Source organism: Nocardioides sp. DN36, assembly GCF_055380375.1.
In genome coordinates, this window is record NZ_AP043823.1 from 2,304,758 (window position 1) to 2,325,321 (window position 20,564).

A 20,564-nucleotide genomic window follows, 5' to 3' on the forward strand; every position below is an offset into this window, starting at 1 on the left:
AGGGCCCCGAGCACCCACCGAGGGCGCTCACGACTTCTCCATGAACTCAGACTGCACCGAGCGCTCCATCTCTTCCACCGCGGCCGCCAGGCCCGGAGCCTGACGCAGCTCGAAATCGGCGTCCAGCAGGTCCTTGGCGGCCGCGCGGGCGTCGAGGATCGTCTCCTCGTCGCGGAGCACGCGGAGGTTCTGCAGGCTGGAGCGGAAGCCGGACTGGTTCTTGCCCAGCACGTCGCCCTCCCGCCGCTGCTCGAGGTCGACCCGGCTCAGCTCGAACCCATCGGTGGTTCGCGACACCGCCTCGAGACGGTCCCGGGCCGGCGAGCCCGTCTCGGCGCGGGTCACCAGCAGGCACAGCCCGGGGTGGCCACCGCGGCCCACCCGGCCCCGCAGCTGGTGGAGCTGGGAGACGCCGAACCGGTCCGCGTCGAGGAGCACCATCGCGGTGGCGTTGGCCACGTCGACACCGACCTCGATCACGGTCGTGGAGACGAGCACGTCGATCTCGCCGGCCGCGAAGGCGCGCATGGTGCGGTCCTTCTCGTCGGCCGGGAGCTTGCCGTGGAGGACGCCGATGCGCAGCCCCGGCAGCCGGGCGTCGGCGAGGTCGGCGGCCACGTCGACCACCGAGCTGAGGCCGGTGCCGGTGCGGTCCACGACGAGGTTGCCGTCCTCGTCGAGGTCGAGCTGGTCGCGCTCCCCCTGCTCCATCTCGTCGCGGACGATCCGCGGGCAGACGACGTAGGCCTGGTGGCCCTTGCCGACCTCCTCCCGCAGCCGCTCCCACACCCGGTTGATCCAGAGCGGCTGCTCCCCCAGCGGGACCACGTTGGTCTGGATGGGGGCGCGACCCGCCGGGAGCTCGGTCAGCGTGGAGGTCTCGAGGTCGCCGAAGACGGTCATCGCGACGGTGCGCGGGATCGGCGTCGCGGTCATGACCAGCACGTGCGGAGGGCTGGCGGCCTTGTCGGTGAGCGCGGCCCGCTGCTCGACCCCGAAGCGGTGCTGCTCGTCGACGACCACGAGCCCGAGGTCGGCGAACATCACCTGGTCCTCCAGCAGGGCGTGGGTGCCCACCACGATGCCGGCCTCGCCGGTGGCGATCCGCGAGAGCGGGGCGGTCCGCTGGGCCTTGGTCATCGACCCCGTCAGGAGCTCCACGTTGGTGGCGTCGGCGGCCCCGCCGAGCATGCCGCCCGCGGCCAGGTCGCCGAGCATCGCCGTGATCGACCGGTGGTGCTGCTGGGCCAGGACCTCGGTGGGCGCCAGCAGCGCCGCCTGGCCACCCGAGTCGACGGTGCGCAGCATCGCGCGCAGCGCCACCACGGTCTTGCCGGAGCCGACCTCGCCCTGGAGCAGCCGGTGCATCGGGTGCGGCTGGGCCAGGTCGCGCTCGATCTCGTCGCCGACGACCTGCTGGCCCTCGGTGAGCTCGAACGGCAGCCGCGCGTCGAAGGAGTCGAGCAGCCCGCCCTCGCGGCCGGTGCGGGCCTGGGCCCCGAGGGCCATCAGCTCGCGCCGCCGCCGGCCCAGCACGAGCTGCGTGACCAGGGCCTCCTCGAAGCGGAACCGGCGCTGCGCGCGGCGTACCTCGCCGAGGTCCTGGGGCGCGTGGACCCAGTGGTAGGCCTGCTGGATGTCGAGCAGGCGGTAGGCCTTCCGGACGTCCTCAGGGAGCAGCTCGGGCACGTCGTCGAGGACCGTGAGCGCGAAGGTCACCGCACGCTGGAGGTCCCAGGAGTCGACGCCCTTGGTCTGGGGGTAGATCGGGTAGAGGTCGCGCATCGCGTCCAGCGACATCTGCGCGGCGTCCTCCTCGCCGGACCCGAACAGCACCGTCTGGGGGTTGGTCAGCTGCCACTCTCCCCGGAACGTGCCGGCCTTGCCGAGGAAGATGCCGCGCCGCCCGACGCACATCCGGCTGGCCTGCCACTCGCTGATGCGTTGCGACTTGGCGAAGAACGACATGCGCAGGGACGGCCCCTCGGTGCGCACCACGACGTCGAGACGGTACGCCGGGCGGCCGGTGCGCCGGTCCTGGTAGGTGTTGACCCTGCTGCGGACCACGTCGCCGACGATCGTCAGCAGCTGGCCCTCCTGCAGGTCCTCGAGCCGCGAGACCTCGCCGGTCTCGAGGTACCGGCGGGGGAAGTGGCGCAGCAGGTCGCCCACGGTGCGGATCCCGAGACCCTCCGTGATCCCGGCGCGCAGGCCGCGCTTCGCGTTGCCCCCGAGCACGGACTCGACGGGTGAGGAGAGGGTGATCATGCGCGGCTCCGGCTCACTCGACCGACATCAGGAGCTGGTAGCGCTCCTGCCCCCCGTCGTACACCACGACGTCGACAGCGGGGTGGTGCTCCTCGACCCACGCGGCGCTCCGGGCGGCCAGCTCGGCGGGGTGTGGATGGGCCGTGTTGTCGTCGGCGGGCGCCCCGGCGACGATCGTCACCAGCTCGCCGCCACCGCCGAGCAGCCGGTCGAGCACATCGGTGGCCACGGCGTACAGGTCCGCGCCGACCAGCGCGAAGTCGCCGGCGACCACGCCGAGGACGTCACCCGGCTCGCAGGGCCCGGCCATCGTGATGGCCTGCCGCGCGGCGATGGTGACGGCTCCGTGCCGGGCGTGCCGGGCGGTGGCGGTCATCTCCAGCACGTCCTGGTCGAAGGTGCGGCCCGGCTCGTGCACGGCCAGCGCCGCGAGCCCCTGCACCTGCGCCTGCGTCGGGATGACCGCGACACGCATCCCGTGGTCCTCCTCGGCGGTGCGGGCCGCGATCTCGGCCACCCGCACGGAGTCGGGGTCGTTGGGGAGCACCACGACCTCGACGGCACCGCAGGAGGTGATCGCCTCGAGCAGCTGCCCCGTCGAGGGGCGCCGCCCGGGACCGCCGTCGACCACGACTGCGCCCGCCTCCACGAAGAGCTCGGCCAGGCCGGGTCCGGCGGCCACGGTGACGATCCGTCGGCCCGTCCGTTCGCGGGTGCGCTCGCGGGCGCGCTCCACCTGCTCGGCGAAGTGCGTGACCCGCACCCGGTGGGGACGCCCCGCCTCGATGCCGGCCTCGATCGCGGCGCCGACGTCGTCGACGTGCACGTGGACGTTCCACAGTCCCTCGCCGCCCACGACCACCAGCGAGTCGCCGAGGCCGGCCAGGGTCTTGCGCAGCACCGCCACCCGGTCGTCGTCGGCGTCGAGGAGGTACATCACCTCGTAGGCGGGACCGTCGGCCGTGAGGTCGCCCTCGCGGGCCTCGGCGGGGTGCGGGACCGGGATGTGGTGGCGGCCGAACGGGGCGGTGACCGGTGTCGGGCGACGCCCGGTGAGCACGGTCTCGGCTGCGTCGAGGATGACACTCACACCGCGCCCACCGGCGTCCACGACGCCGGCGTTGCGCAGCACCGGGAGCTGCTCGGGGGTCCGTGCCAGCGCCTCGCGGGCCGCCGCGGCGGCCGCCGTGAACACGTCGCGTGCGCGGGCGCGGGGGTCGGCCGCACGCACCTCGGCGGCCTCCGCCGCCGCCCGGGCGACGGTCAGCATGGTGCCCTCGACCGGTGTCCCGACCGCCGCGTAGCTGGCGTCCGCGGCCCGCCGCAGGGCCTCGGCCATCACGACCGCGTTGCGCTCGTCGGGTCGCGAGGCGGCGATCCGGTGGCAGATCGCGCCGAGCATCTCGCTGAGGATCACCCCGGAGTTGCCACGCGCCCCGAGCAGGGCACCGCGGCTGCAGGCGGCCAGGGCCGGGCCACGTTCGGCCCTCGGGTCTCCCCCGGTCGCCTCCCGGATCGCGTCGCGCGCGGCGGAGACGGTGAGGAACATGTTGGTGCCGGTGTCGCCGTCGGGCACGGGGTAGACGTTGAGCGCGTCGATCTCCTCGCGCGCCTGCGCCAGGGCGTCCGTGGCGATGTCGACGAAGCGCAGCACGACGGCGAGCCCGATCGTGCCCCCGTGCGGTACTTCCATCGCCTGCCTCTGCCGCCTGCCTGTGTGGCCCGCCTGTGTTCGTGTCGTGGGTCCCGCGCCTGGGCACGTCGTCGCGACCACGCCGGGTGAGGGCCACAGGATAGGGCGTGGCACCATGGAGGCGCCCCACACCGCCCGCAGCACGTCGCGGGCGACGGGTCGCCCCGGGGGTGGCCCGTCACGATTCGCACCGAGCCGGGGAGATCGGATACTCTGGCTCGGTTGCCCGCTCGCTCGGGCCCATTTTCTGGTACCTCGATTTCTTCAGGAGTTCACGGTGGCTGCCGTCTGCGACATCTGCGCCAAGAAGCCTGGCTTCGGCAACAACCGGCCGTGGTCGCGCAAGATCACGAAGCGACGCTTCGACCCCAACATCCAGCGCGTGCGGGCGACCGTGAACGGCACCCCCAAGCGCCTCAACGTGTGCACCGGCTGCCTCAAGGCCGGCAAGGTCACGCGCTGACGTAAGCACGAAGGCCCCCGAAAGCTGCCGAGCAGCTTTCGGGGGCCTTCTGCTTGCGTCAGCAGGAGCCGACGACGGGTCTCGACACGCCGGTCGCGACCTCGCAGGCTCGGTCGCGCGGCTCGCTCGACCACCATCAGCGGATCCGCTGACGCGTCTCCGCTAGAAGTGCACCCAGCCGGTGGGGCCGTCGTACGCAGCGCCGTCGACCGTGACCACCGGGCCGTCCTCGCCGGCCTCGGCGACCGAGCCGACCACCGACCAGCCCTCGGGCACCGACCCCTCCGGGAAGGTGGCCAGGAGGGCGTGGTCGTCCCCGCCACCCAGGATGAACTGCAGCGGGTCGGCGCCCAGCGCGGCGCCCACGGCCTGCAGGGGGTCGGGCACCGGGAAGGCCGAGCGGCGCACGTCGATCGCCACCCCGGAGTCCTTCGCGATGTGCCCGGCGTCGGCGAGCAGCCCGTCGGAGACGTCGATCATGGCGGTGGCGCCGGCTTCGGCGGCGACCTGCCCGGCGGCGTACGGCGGCTCGGGGCGCCGGTAGGCCTCGACGAGCACCCGCGGGGAGCGGAACCCGCGGCCGAGCACGGCCAGTCCCCCGGCCGCCCAGCCCTGGCGTCCGCAGAGCGCGAGGACGTCCCCGGGCTCGGCTCCGGAGCGGACCACGGGCGCCTGGGTGCACGCGCCGAGGACCGTCACGGCGATGACCAGCTGGTCGGACCGGGTGACGTCCCCGCCGACCACGCTGGCACCGACGAGCGCACACTCGTCGGCGAAGCCGCGGGCGAAGTCGAGCGCCCACTGCACCGGGAGGTCGGCCGGGGCCGCCAGCCCGATCGTCAGCGAGGTCGCCCGGCCACCCATGGCATTGACGTCGGAGAGGTTCTGCGCGGCGGCGCGGTGGCCCACGTCCTCGGCCGAGGCCCACTCACGGCGGAAGTGGCGTCCCTCGACCATCAGGTCCGTCGACACCACCACGTGGCCCGTCCGCACGCGCAGCACGGCGGCATCGTCGCCCGGGCCGATCAGCACCTGCTCCCCCTGCTCGAAGACGTCGGTGAGGGCGCTGATGAGTCCGAACTCGCCGGCGTCGGCGAGCGTGGCGTCGGGGGGAAAGGCCATGCGCTCATCCCACCAGATCCCGGTAGGCGGCCCGGACGTGGGCGCACCTATCGACAGCCACGGGTCGCACGGTAGGTTGACCGGCACACGATCCCCGCACCACACGAGGAGTCCACGATGGTCGTCCAGGCGTACATCCTGATCCAGACCGATGTCGGCAAGGCAGCCGAGGTCGCCTCAGCCATTGCCCAGGTCAAGGGGGTCACCCTCGCCGAAGACGTCACCGGCCCGTACGACGTGATCGTCCGCGCCGAGGCCCGCAACGTCGACGAGCTCGGCAAGCTGGTCGTCTCGAAGGTCCAGAACCTCGAGGGCATCACCCGCACCCTGACCTGCCCGGTCGTGCACATCTGAGTGCCTGACCGCGCCGCACGTCGACGACGCCCCGGGTCCGGAAGGACACGGGGCGTCGTCGCGTCCACCTTCCTGCTGCTGGCCGCGTGCAGCTCCGGCCCCCCGGAGATCGACAGCGGCGACCTGTCCGCGGCCGACGCCCGGACCTGCCGCGAGCTGGTGGCCGACCTCCCCGACACGCTGGTCGGGCTGCCGTCGGTGGACGTCACCGGCGACAGCGCGTACGGCGCCGCCTGGGGTGACCCGGCGATCGTGCTGACCTGCGGCGTCGGACCGGCGGACCTCGAGGACATCCCGGGCTGCTCCGTGGTCGACGGCGTGGGCTGGCTGGTGCCGCCCGACGAGACCCAGGGCGACCGGGACGCCACGTTCACAGCGGACGGCTACCGACCTCGGGTGCGGCTGGAGGTGCCCCGCGACTACCTGCCCGAGAAGGGAGCGGCCGCGCTCGGCGAGCTGGCCGACCCCGTCAAGCGGCACCTCGAGCGCGTGGAGCGCTGCCTCTAGCTCAGCGCAGGCCGGTGTCGCGCTGCAGCGCGAGCTGGATCAGCCGGTCCACCAGCGCGGGGTAGTCCAGCCCGCTCGCGGCCCACATCTGGGGGAACATCGAGGTGGGCGTGAAGCCGGGCATCGTGTTGATCTCGTTGACGACCAGCGAGCCGTCGGGCATCACGAAGAAGTCGACCCGGGCCAGGCCCTCGCAGCCGACCGCGTCGAACGCGCTGGCCGCCATGTCCCGCAGGCGGCCGGAGACGTCGTCGGGCAGGTCGGCCGGGATGTCGATCTCGGTGTGCTCGCCGGGGAGGTACTTCGCCGCGAAGTCGTAGAACTCGTGGTCACCACCGACCCGCAGCTCGGCCGGGAGGCTGGTCTCCGGCGTGCCGTCGAGCGCCTGGAGCACGCCGCACTCGACCTCGCGGGCACCCTCGGCCGAGACCTCGACCAGCACCTTCGGGTCGTGGCGCAGCGCCTCCTCGATCGCCTCGTCGATCTCGGAGGCGTCGTGGGCCTTGGAGATCCCGAAGCTCGAGCCACCCCGGGCGGGCTTGACGAAGAGCGGGTAGCCGAGACCGGCCGCACGCTCGCGGCACGCTTGCGCGTCCCGCGCCCACTCGCGCGCGGTGACCGTCACCGACGGCATCACCGGCAGGCCCGCGGCCTGCAGGACGACCTTCATGTAGGCCTTGTCCATGCTCACCGCGGAGGCGAGCACTCCGGCGCCGACGTACCGCACCCCGGCCATCTCGAACATGCCCTGGATCGTGCCGTCCTCGCCCCAGGGGCCGTGCAGGAGCGGGAAGACCACGTCGACCTCGCCGAGCTTCTGCGGCGGCTGGGACGGCTCGCTGACCACGAGGTCGGTGGAGCCCACCTGCTGGGCCAGGGCGACCGACGACCCGGTCGGGTCGACCTCGGGCAGCTTGTCCGCGCTCTCGATGCGCAGCCGGTCGGGGTCGCCGGACTCGAGCACCCACCGGCCGTCCGTGGCGATGCCGACCGGTACCACGTCGTACTTCGCGCGGTCGATGGCCTGCAGCACGCTGCCGGCCGTCACGCACGAGATGCCGTGCTCGCTGGAACGGCCGCCGAAGACGACGGCGACGCGAGGCCTGTGCTGGGTGGCGGGGGTGGGCTCGTTCATCGCCCTGACACTATCCACCTAGGCTCGGGGCCATGTCCCAGGACTCGCCCGCCACCCCCCAGCCCGTGTCCGGCCCCACATCCGTGCCGCTCGACCCGTCGTGGCGGCCCTCGACGGTCGCGGTGACCGCCGGCCGGCCGGGGCACGCCCCCGACCAGCCGCTCAACCAGCCGATCGTGATGGCCTCGACGTACGTCGCCGGTGGCGACCTGGAGTACGGCCGCTACGGCAACCCCACCTGGAACGCGTTCGAGGAGGCGCTCGGCGCTCTGGAGGGCGGGCGGTGCCTGACCTTCTCCTCGGGCCTCGCCGCGGTCGCCACGGTGCTCGACCTCGTCGGCAACGACGCGAAGGTCGTCGCACCGCGGCACGCCTACAACGGCACCGTCCTGCAGCTCGGCGACCTCGAGTCGCGCGGACGGCTGCGCACCGAGCTGGTCGACATCACCGACACGGACGCGGTCGTGGCCGCCTGCGACGACGCGGCCCTGGTCTGGCTCGAGTCCCCGACGAACCCGGCGCTGGAGGTCGCCGACATCGAGACCATCCGCAAGGCAGCCCACGAGGCCGGGGCGTACGTCGTGGTCGACAACACCTTCGCCACTCCCCTGCTGCAGAAGCCGCTGGACCTCGAGGTCGACCTCGTCGTCCACTCCGCCACCAAGTACCTCGCCGGCCACAGCGACGTCCTGATGGGAGCCGTCGTCACCCGCGACGAGGAGCTGCACACCGTGCTGAAGGGACGGCGCGACCTGCTGGGCGCCGTGCCGGGCACCCTCGAGTCGTGGCTGGCCCTGCGCGGGCTGCGCACCCTGCACCTGCGTGTGGAGCGGGCCCAGGCCAACGCCCAGGAGCTGGTCCGGCGGCTCTCCGCGCACCCGGCGGTCGGGGAGGTGCGCTACCCCGGCTTCGGCGGCATCGTCTCGATCGTGCTGGCGCAGGGTGCCATGGCCGCGGACCTGCTGACCCGCAAGACGAGGCTCTGGGTGCACGCCACGTCGCTGGGTGGCGTGGAGTCGACCTTCGAGCGGCGGCGCCGCTGGAAGTCCGAGCCGGCCACCATCCCCGACGGCCTGGTCCGGCTGTCGGTGGGCATCGAGGACGTCGACGACCTCTGGGACGACCTGGCGAAGGCGCTCGACACGCTGACCTGAGCCGGTCAGCTCAGGTCAGTCGGTCTCGGCCTTGGTGTCGCGGGCGATGAAGGCGTCCATCATCTCGTTGGCCGTCATCCGCCCCGCCACGACGGCGTCGACGTGCTCGGCGATGGGCGCGTCGATGCCGGTCTGGCGGGCCAGTGCCAGGAGCGAGGAGCACGACTTCGCACCCTCGGCGACCTGGCGGGTGGAGGCGTAGATCTCCTCGGTGGTCATGCCCTGGCCGAGCTTCTCGCCGAAGCTGCGGTTGCGCGAGAGCGGTGAGGAGCAGGTGGCGACCAGGTCGCCCAGGCCCGCCAGGCCCATCAGGGTGAGCGGGTTGGCGCCGAGGGCGGTGGCGAGGCGGGCCGTCTCCGCCAGGCCGCGGGTGATCACCGACGCGGTCGTGTTGTCCCCGAAGCCCAGGCCCACCGCCATGCCGACGGCCAGGCCCACCACGTTCTTGTAGGCGCCGCCGAGCTCGCAGCCGAGCACGTCCGTGCTCGTGTAGGGGCGGAAGGCCGGCGAGTGGATCCGGTGCTGGATCATCTTCGCCACCGCCTCGTCCTCGCAGGCCACCACCGAGGCGGCGGGTTCGCGGCGCGCGATCTCCGGGGAGAGGTTGGGGCCGCTGACGACGGCGATCCGGTCCGGGCCGGCGCCGGTGATCTGCGCGATGACCTCGCTCATCCGCTCCAGGGTGCCGAGCTCGACGCCCTTCATCAGCGAGACGATCACGGCGTCCCGCTCGATGTACGGCGCCCACTCGGTCAGGCTCCCGCGCAGGGACTGCGATGGCGTGGCGAGCACCACGATGTCGGCGCCGTGCAGTGCCTTCTCGACGTCCGACGTGGCCGAGACGGTCCGCGGCAGCTCGATGCCGGGCTGGTAGTCGGGGTTCTCGTGACCTTCGTTGATCGCGCGTGCCAGCTCCTCGCGGCGGGACCAGAGCACGACCTCGTTGCCGGCGTCGGCCAGCACGATGGAGAACGCCGTGCCCCACGACCCGGCGGTGAACACGGCGACCTTGCCGTGCTTCGTCGGCTCGTGGTTCATGGGCGCTCCTTCTTCCGGGACTTCTTCTGGGTCTTGTTCGGGTTGCCGGTCTCGCGGACGCCGGCCTTGCGCATGTCGAACGGCTCGGGCGGTGCCTGCTCACCGCGGATGTCCTCGACCAGCGAGGTGATGGCGGCCATGATCCGCTCGGTGGCCTCATGGGTGACGGCGGGCCCCGGAGGCAGCGCGAGCAGGTCGGCCAGGTCGACCGGGTCGCCGACCTTCATGGTGATCCGCTTGCGCGGGAACAGGTCGGGCTTCTTGGCGTACGGCGCCAGCAGGTCCTGGGCGCCCCACTGCCCCACCGGGACCACGGGGCAGCCGGTGGCCAGGGCGATCCGGGCGGCGCCCGACTTGCCGGTCATCGGCCACATGCCGGGGTCGCGGGTGATCGTGCCCTCGGGGTAGACGACCACGCACTCGCCCTGCCGCACGGCGCGCACGGCGGCGTCGTACGCGCCGACGGCGTTGCGGCTGAGCCGCTCGACCGGGATCTGCCCGGCGGCCGAGAGGAAGTACGCGAGCGCCCTGTTCCTGAACAGGCCGGACTTCGCGAGGTAGCGCGGCAGTCGGCCGTGGTCGTAGACGATGTGCGCGGCGGTCAGTGGGTCGATGTGGGAGATGTGGTTGAGCACGAGGATGAAGCCACCGGTCTCGGGGATCTTCTCCCCGTCGATCCACTCGTGCTTCGTCGTCGCGAGCAGCGCGGGCTTGACGATGGGCACGGCGATGTTGAACGCCCATCCACGCCGCTGCTGCAGCTTGCGAACCTTCACGTGCGTCCCTGTCCTCACTCCGGCCCCACGGCCGTGGCGCTCTCTACGTCGAGTGCAGGCTACTCGGTCGTAGCCGCCCGGCGCCTCGCCACGACACACCGGCGGGACGGCCCGCAGGACGGCCTGACAGGATCGTCGCGATGACCTCTCCGCAGTACGCCGTGCTGGTCCCGGTCAAGCCACCGGCCCACGGGAAGTCCCGGCTCGCCGGCGCCTCCGACGAGCGCCGCCGCGACCTCGCGGCCGCCTTCGCCCTCGACACCGTGTCCGCGTGCCTGGCCGCCTCCCGCGTCTCCGCGGTGCTGGCCGTCACCGACGATGCGCCGTTCGCCGCCCGGCTGGCCGCCCTCGGGTGCTCGTCCATCCCCGACGGCGTCACCGGCGACCTCAACGCCACCCTGCGCCAGGCCGCAGCCGAGGTGGACCGGCGCTGGCCGGGGCTGGTCCCGGTCGCGGTCTGCGCGGACCTGCCGGCGCTGCGACCCGAGGAGCTCGACGACGCGTTGGCCGGGGTGCCCGCGGACGGGGCGGCGTTCGTGGCCGACCACGAGCGCGTCGGCACGACCATGTACGCCGCGCCGTACGCGCTGTTCGCGCCGCGGTTCGGCCCCGGCTCCCGCTTCGCGCACCTCGGCACGGGAGCGGTCGAGATCGAGGGTGCGCTGCCGACGCTGCGTCTCGACGTCGACGACCTCGACGACCTCCGCGGAGCCCTGGCACTCGGCGTCGGCCGCCACACGGCGGCGATCGCGGGTCAGGACCCCGACAGGCAGTGACGGCCGAAGTGCGGTGATGGCCGAAATGCAGTGATGGTGGGCCTCCCGGAGGAGGCCCACCATCAGGCGCCGCTGCTGATCAGGACTTCTTGGCCGTGGACTTCTTCGCCGGCGCCTTCTTCGCAGGTGCCTTCTTCGCAGGCGCCTTCTTGGCCGGCGTCGCCTTGGCGGTGCTGGTCTTCTTGGCCGGGGTCGACTTGGCCGCCGTCTTCTTGGCCGCAGCCGACTTCGCGGTGCTGGTCTTCTTGGCCGCCGTCGTCTTGGTCGCCGTGGCGGTCTTCTTGGCGGGCGCCTTCTTCGCGGGCGTCGCCTTGGCGGTGGTCGTCTTCTTGGTTGGCGTCGACTTCGCGGCCGTCTTCTTGGCCGGAGCCGACTTCGCGGTGCTGGTCTTCTTGGCCGCCGTCGACCTGGTCGCCGTGGCGGTCTTCTTGGCAGGTGCCGCCTTCTTGGCAGCGGATGCGGCGGCCTTCGCGGGTGCGGCGGCCTTCTTGGCGGCGGTGCCCGAGGCGGCCAGGGTCAGCTTGGGCAGCTTCTTGGCGCCGGAGACGACGTTCTTGAGGTCCTGCCCGGGGCTGAACTTGGGGACGGCCGTCTTCTTCGCCTTGATCCGCTGGCCGGTCTGCGGGTTGCGGACCCAGCGAGCCTCGCGGATGCGCTTCTCGAAGGAGCCGAACCCGGTGATCGCGACCTTCTCGCCCTTGGCGACCTCGCGAGTGATCGTGTCCAGGACGGAATCGAGCGCGTGCGCGGCAGCCTTCCGGTTCCCCTCGTAACGCTGGGCCAGCGCGTCGATGAGCTGAGTTTTGTTCACTAGCTTCCCTTCCAATGAACTGTGGGCCGAGCCCGTGCTCGACTTTCTTCAACGCACGCTAGGTATTCGTGGCCATCGCCACAATCACCACGCCGACTATTTGGCGTTCTTTTTTCACGCTCGTCCGGACCGATATCCCGCGTGGAATCAGGGAATCGCCGTCGATTCGCATCATCGCGGGAAAGACAAGGTGCCCGAATCCCCAGTCCTGCTTGGGGATTCGGGCACTTTGCGGTCGGATCAGCCGGCCAGGAAAGCGAGCAGGTGCTCGTTGAACTCGTTGGCGTGGCTGACGTTGAATCCGTGCGGCGCTCCCTCGACGACGACGAGCCGCGCACTGTCGACACTGTCGGCCGTTCGCCTGCCGGAGACCTCCAGCGGCACGATCGAGTCGCTGTCCCCGTGGATCACCAGGGTCGGCACGCTGATGCGCTCGAGGTCCTTGCGGAAGTCGGTGCGGCCGAAGGAGTCGATGCAGGCGACCACCGCCTCGTCGCGGGCAGGCTCCTCGAGGGCCAGCGCCTGCCGGCGCTGCTCCTCGGAGACCTTGAGCTCACCGTCGACCGAGAAGAAGTCGGTGGTGAACCCGTCCAGGAAGCCGGCGCGGTCCTCGCGCACGCCCTGCTGCATCCCGTCGACGTCGCCCTCCCCCAACCCGCCGTCCGGGTTGTCCGCGGTCTTGAGCAGATAGGGCGGCACCGCGCCGGCGAACACCACCGAGTGCAGGCGGTCCTCGCCGTACGTCGACACGTAGCGGGCCACCTCGCCGCCGCCCATCGAGAAGCCCACGAGGGACGCGTCCTGGAGCTGCAGGCCCTCCAGCAGCACGGCGAGGCGCGGTCGTACCCCGCGGATGGGCGGTCACATGTCTCGGCCCGCGGCCGAGGGACTCAGAGCGTGGCGGGCTTCCAGGCCGGGCGAGAGGACTCGTACGACGCGATGTCCGCCTCGTGGCCGAGGGTGATGCCGACGTCGTCGAGGCCCTCGAGCAGCCGCCAGCGCGTGTAGTCGTCGATGTCGAAGGAGTCCTCGATCGCGTCCGGACCCTCCCCGGCACGGACGGTGCGCGACTCGAGGTCCACGGTCACCGTGGCGCCCGGGTCCTCCTCCAGGAGGTCCCACAGCCGCTGCACGACCTTCTCGTCGACCTTGGCCGCGACCAGGCCCGCCTTGCCGGCGTTGCCGCGGAAGATGTCGCCGAACCTGGGCGAGACGACGGCCTTGAACCCGTAGTTCTGCAGGGCCCAGACGGCGTGCTCGCGCGAGGAGCCGGTGCCGAAGTCGGGGCCGGCGACGAGCACCGACCCGCCGGCGTACGCCGGGTCGTTGAGCACGAAGGACTCGTCGTTGCGCCAGGCCGCGAAGAGGCCGTCCTCGAAGCCGGTGCGGGTCACGCGCTTGAGGTAGACCGCCGGGATGATCTGGTCGGTGTCGACGTTGCTGCGACGCAGCGGGACGCCGACGCCGGTGTGGCTGGTGAACTTCTCCATCGGATGTCCTTCGGTGTCTCAGTCGAGGTCGGCGGGCGAGGAGAGGGTGCCCCGGATGGCGGTGGCGGCGGCGACCGGCACCGACACCAGGTGGGTGCGGCCGCCCTTGCCCTGACGCCCCTCGAAGTTGCGGTTGGAGGTCGATGCGCTGCGCTCGCCGGGCTGGAGCTGGTCGGGGTTCATGCCCAGGCACATCGAGCAGCCGGCCCCGCGCCACTCGGCACCCGCCTCCTTGAAGATGACGTCGAGCCCCTCCTCCTCGGCCTGGAGGCGGACCCGGACCGAGCCGGGCACCACCAGCAGCCGGGTGTCCTTGTCCACCTTGCGGCCCTCAACGATGGCCGCGGCCGCGCGCAGGTCCTCGATGCGACCGTTGGTGCAGGAGCCGACGAAGACGGTGTCGACCTTGACGTCACGCATCGGGGTGCCGGCCTCGAGGCCCATGTACTGCAGGGCCTTCTCGGCGGCGATGCGGTCCTGGGCGTCGTCGAGGTCCGCGGGGTCCGGCACGCTGGCTCCCAGCGGGACGCCCTGCCCGGGGTTGGTGCCCCAGGTGACGAACGGGGTCATCGTGCTCGCGTCGAGGACGATCTCCTCGTCGAACTGCGCGTCCTCGTCGGTGACGAGGGTCTTCCAGTGCTCGACCGCGGCGTCCCAGTCCGCGCCCTTCGGGGCCTCGGGGCGACCCTCGATGTAGTCGAAGGTCGTCTGGTCCGGCGCGATCAGGCCGGCCTTCGCGCCCCACTCGATGCTCATGTTGCACACGGTCATCCGGGCCTCCATCGAGAGCGCCTCGATGGCCTCGCCGCGGTACTCGACGATGTAGCCCTGCCCGCCGCCGGTGCCGGTGTGGGCGATCAGGGTGAGGACGAGGTCCTTGGCGGTGACGCCCTCGGGCAGGCTGCCGTTGACGGTGACGGCCATGGTCTTCGGCTTGGCCTGCGGCAACGTCTGGGTGGCGAGCACGTGCTCGACCTCCGACGTACCGATCCCGAAGGCGATGGCCCCGAAGGCGCCGTGGGTGCTGGTGTGGCTGTCACCGCAGACGATCGTCATGCCCGGCTGGGTGAGCCCGAGCTGTGGGCCCACGACGTGGACGATGCCCTGCTCGATGTCGCCGAGCGGGTGCAGCCGGACCCCGAACTCCTCGCAGTTCTTCCGCAGCGTCTCCACCTGGGTGCGCGAGACCGGGTCCGCGATCGGCTTGTCCCAGTCCAGCGTGGGCACGTTGTGGTCCTCGGTGGCGAGGGTGAGGTCCGGACGGCGCACGGTCCGGCCCGCGAGCCGCAGGCCGTCGAAGGCCTGCGGGGAGGTGACCTCGTGCAGGAGGTGGAGGTCGATGTAGAGCAGGTCCGGCTCTCCGTCAGCGGTGCGGACGACGTGCTCGTCCCAGACCTTCTCGGCCAGGGTCTTGCCCATGACTGTCTCCCTCTTGCTCGTTCGTCTTCGTGCTGTTCACCTCGGCGGTCGACCCGGTGGGGACCGCGGTCCCGAGGACGTCACACAGGCTACCGCTTGCATCCCATGATCTGAGACGGCAGTATTGCCATATGGACAACTCTAGCGGAGTCGGCGTCCTCGACAAGGCCGCCCTCGTGCTCACCGCCCTCGAGTCCGGCCCGGCGACCCTGGCCGGTCTCGTCGCCGGCACCGGCCTCGCCCGCCCGACGGCCCACCGGCTGGCCGTGGCGCTCGAGCACCACCGTCTCGTCGCCCGCGACATGCAGGGCCGCTTCGTGCTCGGGCCCCGCCTCGCCGAGCTCTCGGCCGCCGCCGGTGAGGACCGGCTGCTCGCGACCGCCGGCCCGGTGCTGGCCCGGCTGCGGGACATCACCGGTGAGTCGGCGCAGCTGTGGCGTCGCCAGGGCGAGCACCGGGTCTGCGTGGCCGCCGCCGAGCGGCCCAGCGGCCTGCGCGACACCATCCCCGTGGGCTCGCAGCTCACGATGCGGGCGGGCTCCGCGGCCCAGGTCCTGCTCGCCTGGGAGGACCCGGAGCGGATGCACCGCGGGCTGCAGAACGCCGCCTTCTCCGCCGCCGCCCTCTCCGGCATCCGCCGTCGCGGCTGGGCCCAGTCGGTCGGCGAGCGCGAGCAGGGCGTGGCCTCGGTCTCGGCCCCGGTCCGCTCCCCCAGCGGCAAGATCATCGCCGCCGTCTCGGTCTCCGGACCGCTCGAGCGGCTCTCCCGCCAGCCCGGTCGCATGCACGCCCCCGCTGTCCTCGCCGCCGCCGAGCGGCTCTCGGAGTCACTGCGCCGGGCCGCCGCCGAGTGAGGTGCCTCGCACCGAGGTTGCGAGGTCCGAGAAGCAGCACCCAGGTCGAGCGCGACCGAGCCCGCGAGGTCGCGGTCGCTGCTCGACCACCGACGATCAGGTCCGCTTCGCGTCCCTGATCAGAACAGGGCGTGGGCGGCCTGCTCGAGCTCGAGGAGGGTCTGCTTGCGCGGGAGGCCCCCGGCGTAGCCGGTGAGGGTGCCGTCGGCGCCGACCACGCGGTGGCACGGGACCACGATCGGGATCGGGTTGCGCCCGTTGGCCAGGCCGACCGCGCGCGAGCCGTGGCCGGTGAGGCCGAGACGCAGGGCGATCTGGCCGTACGTCGCGGTCTCGCCGTACCCGATCGTGCGCAGCTGCTCCCAGACGCGCTGCTGGAACTGCGTGCCCACCGGAGCGAGCGGCAGGTCGAACTCCTTGAGATCGCGGTCGAAGTAGGCGCGCAGCTGCCGCGCCGCCTCCACGAGCACCGGGACGCTGTCGTCCTGCTCTCCTCGCGGCCGCGTGCCCCCGTCCTCGAACGGGGAGAACTCGATCGCGGAGATCGCGCCCTCGGTCTCGATGATGCGCAGCTCGCCGACGGGGCTGTCGGTCACGGTCCACATGTCAGTACTCCTCGGTCTCGGCTGCCGACGTCGCCGGGACGGGCGGCATCAGCGTGTTCCACAGGTGCATCAGGGCGTAGGAGCGCCACGGGCGCCAGTCGTCCTGCCGGGCGACGGCGGCGGCGGCGTCGTGCCCGAGGCCAGTCAGCGCGTTGCGCACGCCCACGTCGGTGGGCAGGAAGACGTCGGGGTGCGCGAGCGCACGCATCGCGACGTAGTCGGCGGTCCACGGTCCGATGCCGGGCAGCTCCAGCAGCGCGGCGCGGACGCCGTCGCGGTCCGGTCCGCGGTCGAGGGCGACCTCGCCGGACGCCAGCGACCGCGCCAGGCCGACCAGCGCCCGCCCCCGGGCCCGCGGCATCGGCAGCGACCCCGGATCCACGCCGGCGAGGCTCTCGGGCGTGGGGAAGAGGTGGGTCAGACCGGGTATCGAGCTCTGCACCGACCGTCCGTGCTCGGCGACCAGACGCCCGGTCACCGTGCACGCACCGACGACGCTGACCTGCTGGCCGATCACGGTGCGGATCGCGACCTCGTCCCCGTCGACCTGGCCGGGCACCCGCAGCCCGGGCTGACGGCGCACCAACGGGCCGATGACGGGGTCGCCGGCGAAGTGGTCGTCGACGGCGAGCGGGTCGCAGTCGGCGTCAACGAGGCGACGGGTGCGCTCGACGGCCGCCGCGGTGTCACGCAGGTCGCGCAGCTCGAACGTCGCGGTCACGAAGGCCGTCTGGCCCTCCTCGAGGGCGTCGTCGACGTCCAGCCGCACCGTGCCCGGCCCGTGCGGCAGGTCCAGGGTGCGGGCGTACCAGCCCCTCCCCGCGACCTCGACTCCGGGCACGAGGTGGTAGGCCAGGAAGGCCAGCAGCGCCCGGCCGGCGAACGGGGTGCGTACGGCGAGCCGCATCGTGACCGTGCCGGTGGCAGGACGCCCGCCCCGACGCCCGCGCAGCTCGGTCGGCGAGGCGGCGTACACCTCACGCATGGTGTCGTTGAACTGCCGCACGCTCGAGAACCCGGCCGCGAAGGCCACGTCGGCGTAGGTCAGCTCGGTGGTCTCGATGAGGACGCGAGCGGTCTGGGCGCGACGTGCCCGCGCGAGCGCGAGCGGTCCGGCGCCGAGCTCGGCCGCGAGGATGCGGCTGAGGTGGCGGGGGGTGTAGCCGACCCGGCGGGCCAGACCGTCCACTCCCTCGCGGTCGACGACCCCGTCGGCGATCAGCCGCATCGCCCGGCCCGCGGCGGTCGCTGCGACGTCCCAGTCCGGGCTGCCCGGCGTCGCGTCGGGCAGGCAGCGCTTGCAGGCGCGGTAGCCGGCCGCCTGGGCCGAGGCGGCGCTCGGGTGGAAGGTGACGTTGGCGAACGCCGGGGTGCGCGCGGGGCACGACGGGCGGCAGTAGATGCCGGTGGTGCGGACCGCGGTGTAGAAGACGCCGTCGAAGCGGCGGTCCCGGGACTTCACGGCCCGGTAGCAGGACTCGGGGTCGAGCCCGGCTGCCGGGGCGGTGCCGGGGACGGTGGCGGCGTGCATGCGTCCATCATCACCCAGGCCACCGACAGCTTCTGGCGGGAATCGGACACGGCCGTCCCCGGCGATGCAACACGGAGCGCCGCGATCACGTCATAGTCTCCGAGACCTCACCCGAGCACCGAAGGACGACGATGCCTGCAGCCACCGCCCGGCGACGCCGCCTCCCCGTGCTGCGGGTCATCCTCGTGGCGGAGCTCGTCGTCGCGCTCGTCACCGGGGTGGGCGTGGTCCTGGCCTACCGGCACATCGACGGCAACATCACGGCCGGCCCGGCCATCAAGCACCACAACACCAAGCAGCCCAAGGCCGCCGACCAGCCGCACGAGCCGCTCAACATCCTGATCATGGGCAACGACACCCGCGACTGCGACGGCTGCCACGTCGACGCCGAGGCGGGCGGCGGGGTCTCGGACACCACGATCCTGCTCCACGTCGCGGCGGACCGGAAGTCGGCGTACGGCATCTCGGTCCCCCGCGACCTCCTCGTCGACCGTCCGGACTGCACGGTGGACGGCAAGGTCGTCCCCGGCGGGGGCGACGTGCTCTGGAACGACGCGTTCGCCCGCGGCGGCCCGGAGTGCACCGTCGAGCAGTTCGAGTCGGTGTTCGCGCCCGTCTACGTCGACGAGTACCTCACGATCGACTTCGCCGGCTTCAAGGACATGGTCGATGCGATCCACGGCGTCAACGTGTGCATCCCCGAGCCGCTCGACGACCCGAAGTACCTCCACGTGCACTTCGACGCCGGCGCCGACGTCCACCTCGACGGCAGGCAGGCGCTCAACTACGTCCGGCTGCGCCACGTCCTCAGCGGCACCGACATCGGCCGGATGAAGCGCCAGCAGTCGTTCATCGCCGCGATGACCAACAAGGTCCTCTCCGCCGACACGCTCACCCGGCCGGACCGGCTGCTCGGCTTCGCGGACGCGCTCACCAGCTCGCTCCAGGCCAGCCCTGACCTGGCCAGCGCCAGCGCCCTCGTCGATCTCGCGGGACAGCTCAAGGACGCCGACCCGGCGCACATCAAGTTCGTCACCATGCCGAACTTCCTGTACGCCCCCGGGACGGCCGGCTACCCTCACGTGGGTCTCGACCCGGCGTACGAGAAGCTGGTCCGGCAGGTGCACGACGACGCTCCGCTGGGCTCGTTCGTGCGGGACTCGCTGTCGGCCGACGGCCCGAAGAAGCACAGCAGCCAGGTCCAGAAGGACGCGGCCGCGGCGGCCGGGATCTGCGCCTGAGTCACGAGCGTCACACTGCGCGGCCGACGCTCCAGATCGACGAGATGCGAGAAGGCCCGGTCCTGACGGACCGGGCCTTCTTCGTTGCGTACCCCCGACCGGATTCGAACCGGCGCTACCGCCTTGAGAGGGCGGCGTGCTAGGCCGCTACACAACGGGGGCTTGCCTTGCTGCTCTTCTCGAGCAGCGGGTGAAACCTTAGCGAAACCGCCGGTTTCACACCAAATCCCGGCCGGCTGACCGGGACTTCGCTGGGATACTAGGACTCGAACCTAGACTAACTGAACCAGAATCAGTCGTGCTGCCAATTACACCATATCCCATTGACTTTGGCTGGTTCGAATCACCGCCCCGAGCCGAGAAGGAACCTTACACGCGACCTCTCGCGGCCACCAAAACGGCCTCGTGCGAGGTGGTTTCCAGGCCTGTACGGCGGGCCACGAGCAGCGCCAGGGCGAGGTAGACCAGCGACTGGGTGAGGGTCACCGGCAACGTCCACCAGCTCCCTCCGGTCGGGTTGAGGGTCGACCCCATGTCGCCGAACGCGAGTGCGAGACCGAAGGCCAGCCAGTTGTTCAGCACGTGCATCGCGATGCCGGCCTCGAGGCCGCCGGTGAGGACCACGAGCGTGCCGGCGACCACCCCGAAGGCGAAGCGGTCGAAGAAGACCGGTGCGCTCTGGGCGCCGTGCGCGAGGGCGAAGAGGACGGCCGGGCCCACGACCGCGACCCACCGCCTGTTGAACAGGCCGCCGAAGGCCTGGGTCAGGTAGCCGCGGAAGGCGTACTCCTCCCCTGCCGCCTGCAACGGCGTGAGCAGCAGCACGACCAGCAGGAAGTCGCGCGTCGTGCTGGTGAAGTCGTTGACCGAGCCGTTGACCTGCGGGTCGCTGGACGACGAGGGCACCATCGCCGAGACCATGAGCGTCACGACCAGCGACAGGACCGCCAGCCCGAGGCAGACGGCGAACCAGCGCCAGCGGATCCGCGGCCGGACCGAGGCCAGCCAGCGCGGCAGGATGCCGTGCACGACTCTCACGACGACCCAGGTGACCGGGATCGCCGCGGCGAGCACCAGGTTGAGGTAGGCCAGCCCCAGGGGCGTCGGGTCCTCCAGGTCGACCAGCCGTTGCAGGCTGTCGCCGACGTCGCGACCGGCGAGCGCGTACCCCAGCGCGAAGAGCACCTGGAGCAGCAGCGGCACCACGCCCAGCATCACCACCACGAACCCGACCGTCCCCAGCACGGGGCGCCACCAGCCGGGCCGGCCGCCGCGCTGGACGAGGTGGTAGGGCAGCCCCTCCCCGGGGACGGACGGGCCGCTCATG

The 20,564-nt window shown here is 72.2% G+C and carries 20 protein-coding genes and 2 tRNA genes; 7 read left to right on the forward strand and 15 right to left on the reverse strand.

The genetic code is table 11. The annotated features are described in order from the left end of the window. Positions 1-27: 27 nt before the first annotated feature. Complete coding sequence (locus ACZ43H_RS11915) at positions 28-2,268, reverse strand: ATP-dependent DNA helicase RecG (protein WP_464590555.1); 2,241 nt, start codon at positions 2,266-2,268, stop codon at positions 28-30. Positions 2,269-2,281: 13 nt separating this feature from the next. Next, on the reverse strand, positions 2,282-3,961 hold the full coding sequence (locus ACZ43H_RS11920; RefSeq protein ID WP_464590557.1) for a DAK2 domain-containing protein: 1,680 nt from the start codon (positions 3,959-3,961) through the stop codon (positions 2,282-2,284). A 277-nt stretch (positions 3,962-4,238) separates the two neighbouring features. Between ACZ43H_RS11920 and rpmB the strand changes: the two genes are divergently transcribed. Then, positions 4,239-4,424 carry a 50S ribosomal protein L28 gene (gene rpmB, locus ACZ43H_RS11925; RefSeq protein WP_011756723.1) on the forward strand — a complete coding sequence of 62 codons (186 nt, stop codon included), beginning with the start codon at positions 4,239-4,241 and terminating at the stop codon, positions 4,422-4,424. Between the two features lie 162 nt (positions 4,425-4,586). Here the strand turns inward: rpmB and ACZ43H_RS11930 are convergent, their stop codons facing one another. After that, positions 4,587-5,546, reverse strand: coding sequence for a thiamine-phosphate kinase (locus ACZ43H_RS11930; RefSeq protein WP_464590559.1), 960 nt, complete (start codon positions 5,544-5,546; stop codon positions 4,587-4,589). Positions 5,547-5,663: 117 nt separating this feature from the next. Here ACZ43H_RS11930 and ACZ43H_RS11935 point away from each other — a divergent pair, with 117 nt between their 5' ends. Together ACZ43H_RS11935 and ACZ43H_RS11940 are read left to right on the forward strand one after the other, a co-directional pair. Beyond that, positions 5,664-5,900, forward strand: coding sequence for an Lrp/AsnC family transcriptional regulator (locus ACZ43H_RS11935; RefSeq protein ID WP_284536751.1), 237 nt, complete (start codon positions 5,664-5,666; stop codon positions 5,898-5,900). Continuing rightward, on the forward strand, positions 5,901-6,407 hold the full coding sequence (locus tag ACZ43H_RS11940) for a DUF3515 domain-containing protein (RefSeq protein WP_464590562.1): 507 nt from the start codon (positions 5,901-5,903) through the stop codon (positions 6,405-6,407). A 1-nt stretch (position 6,408) separates the two neighbouring features. Here the strand turns inward: ACZ43H_RS11940 and ACZ43H_RS11945 are convergent, their stop codons facing one another. Then, positions 6,409-7,542 (reverse strand): D-alanine--D-alanine ligase family protein, encoded by a 1,134-nt coding sequence (locus ACZ43H_RS11945; RefSeq protein WP_464590564.1) that lies wholly within the window; start codon positions 7,540-7,542, stop codon positions 6,409-6,411. 32 nt (positions 7,543-7,574) lie between these two features. On the opposite strand from ACZ43H_RS11945, the gene ACZ43H_RS11950 reads away from it, so the two are divergent. Then, positions 7,575-8,696 carry a trans-sulfuration enzyme family protein gene (locus tag ACZ43H_RS11950; RefSeq protein ID WP_464590566.1) on the forward strand — a complete coding sequence of 374 codons (1,122 nt, stop codon included), beginning with the start codon at positions 7,575-7,577 and terminating at the stop codon, positions 8,694-8,696. A gap of 15 nt (positions 8,697-8,711) precedes the next feature. Here ACZ43H_RS11950 and ACZ43H_RS11955 read toward each other — a convergent pair whose 3' ends face one another. Then, on the reverse strand, positions 8,712-9,734 hold the full coding sequence (locus tag ACZ43H_RS11955) for an NAD(P)H-dependent glycerol-3-phosphate dehydrogenase (RefSeq protein ID WP_464590568.1): 1,023 nt from the start codon (positions 9,732-9,734) through the stop codon (positions 8,712-8,714). Further along, the gene (locus ACZ43H_RS11960) at positions 9,731-10,510 is read right to left on the reverse strand and encodes a lysophospholipid acyltransferase family protein (protein ID WP_464590570.1); all 780 of its coding nucleotides are present in this window, start codon (positions 10,508-10,510) and stop codon (positions 9,731-9,733) included. The genes ACZ43H_RS11955 and ACZ43H_RS11960 overlap by 4 nt, the downstream gene beginning before the upstream one ends. Before the next feature lie 140 nt (positions 10,511-10,650). Between ACZ43H_RS11960 and cofC the strand changes: the two genes are divergently transcribed. After that, positions 10,651-11,286, forward strand: a complete 636-nt coding sequence (gene cofC / locus ACZ43H_RS11965; RefSeq protein WP_464590572.1) for a 2-phospho-L-lactate guanylyltransferase — start codon at positions 10,651-10,653, stop codon at positions 11,284-11,286. A gap of 79 nt (positions 11,287-11,365) precedes the next feature. Here cofC and ACZ43H_RS11970 read toward each other — a convergent pair whose 3' ends face one another. The 4 genes from ACZ43H_RS11970 to leuC all read right to left on the reverse strand — a co-directional run bounded on the left by ACZ43H_RS11970 (position 11,366) and on the right by leuC (position 15,006). Next, a complete protein-coding gene (locus tag ACZ43H_RS11970) occupies positions 11,366-12,097 on the reverse strand; it encodes an HU family DNA-binding protein (RefSeq protein ID WP_464590574.1) in 732 nt (243 codons plus the stop codon). 240 nt (positions 12,098-12,337) lie between these two features. Further along, the gene (locus ACZ43H_RS11975) at positions 12,338-12,925 is read right to left on the reverse strand and encodes an alpha/beta fold hydrolase (protein WP_464590576.1); all 588 of its coding nucleotides are present in this window, start codon (positions 12,923-12,925) and stop codon (positions 12,338-12,340) included. A 62-nt stretch (positions 12,926-12,987) separates the two neighbouring features. Beyond that, on the reverse strand, positions 12,988-13,587 hold the full coding sequence (gene leuD / locus ACZ43H_RS11980; RefSeq protein ID WP_464590578.1) for a 3-isopropylmalate dehydratase small subunit: 600 nt from the start codon (positions 13,585-13,587) through the stop codon (positions 12,988-12,990). Positions 13,588-13,605: 18 nt separating this feature from the next. Then, positions 13,606-15,006 carry a 3-isopropylmalate dehydratase large subunit gene (gene leuC, locus ACZ43H_RS11985; RefSeq protein ID WP_464590580.1) on the reverse strand — a complete coding sequence of 467 codons (1,401 nt, stop codon included), beginning with the start codon at positions 15,004-15,006 and terminating at the stop codon, positions 13,606-13,608. Between the two features lie 131 nt (positions 15,007-15,137). Between leuC and ACZ43H_RS11990 the strand changes: the two genes are divergently transcribed. After that, positions 15,138-15,860: an IclR family transcriptional regulator gene (locus tag ACZ43H_RS11990; RefSeq protein ID WP_379184121.1), complete on the forward strand. Its 723-nt coding sequence runs from the start codon at positions 15,138-15,140 to the stop codon at positions 15,858-15,860. Positions 15,861-15,979: 119 nt separating this feature from the next. On the opposite strand, the gene ACZ43H_RS11995 is transcribed toward ACZ43H_RS11990, so the two are convergent. Together ACZ43H_RS11995 and ACZ43H_RS12000 are read right to left on the reverse strand one after the other, a co-directional pair. Next, entirely contained in the window at positions 15,980-16,465 is a 486-nt protein-coding gene (locus ACZ43H_RS11995) for a methylated-DNA--[protein]-cysteine S-methyltransferase (RefSeq protein ID WP_464590582.1), read from the reverse strand. 1 nt (position 16,466) lies between these two features. Then, entirely contained in the window at positions 16,467-17,996 is a 1,530-nt protein-coding gene (locus ACZ43H_RS12000; protein WP_464590584.1) for a DNA-3-methyladenine glycosylase 2 family protein, read from the reverse strand. A gap of 131 nt (positions 17,997-18,127) precedes the next feature. On the opposite strand from ACZ43H_RS12000, the gene ACZ43H_RS12005 reads away from it, so the two are divergent. Further along, the gene (locus tag ACZ43H_RS12005) at positions 18,128-19,237 is read left to right on the forward strand and encodes an LCP family protein (RefSeq protein WP_464590586.1); all 1,110 of its coding nucleotides are present in this window, start codon (positions 18,128-18,130) and stop codon (positions 19,235-19,237) included. Positions 19,238-19,326: 89 nt separating this feature from the next. On the opposite strand, the gene ACZ43H_RS12010 is transcribed toward ACZ43H_RS12005, so the two are convergent. From ACZ43H_RS12010 to ACZ43H_RS12020, 3 genes are all read right to left on the reverse strand, one after another. Then, positions 19,327-19,399 (reverse strand) — tRNA-Glu (locus ACZ43H_RS12010). A gap of 89 nt (positions 19,400-19,488) precedes the next feature. Continuing rightward, positions 19,489-19,560, reverse strand: a tRNA-Gln gene (locus ACZ43H_RS12015). Positions 19,561-19,606: 46 nt separating this feature from the next. Beyond that, entirely contained in the window at positions 19,607-20,563 is a 957-nt protein-coding gene (locus tag ACZ43H_RS12020) for a lysostaphin resistance A-like protein (RefSeq protein ID WP_464590588.1), read from the reverse strand. Position 20,564 lies beyond the last annotated feature (1 nt).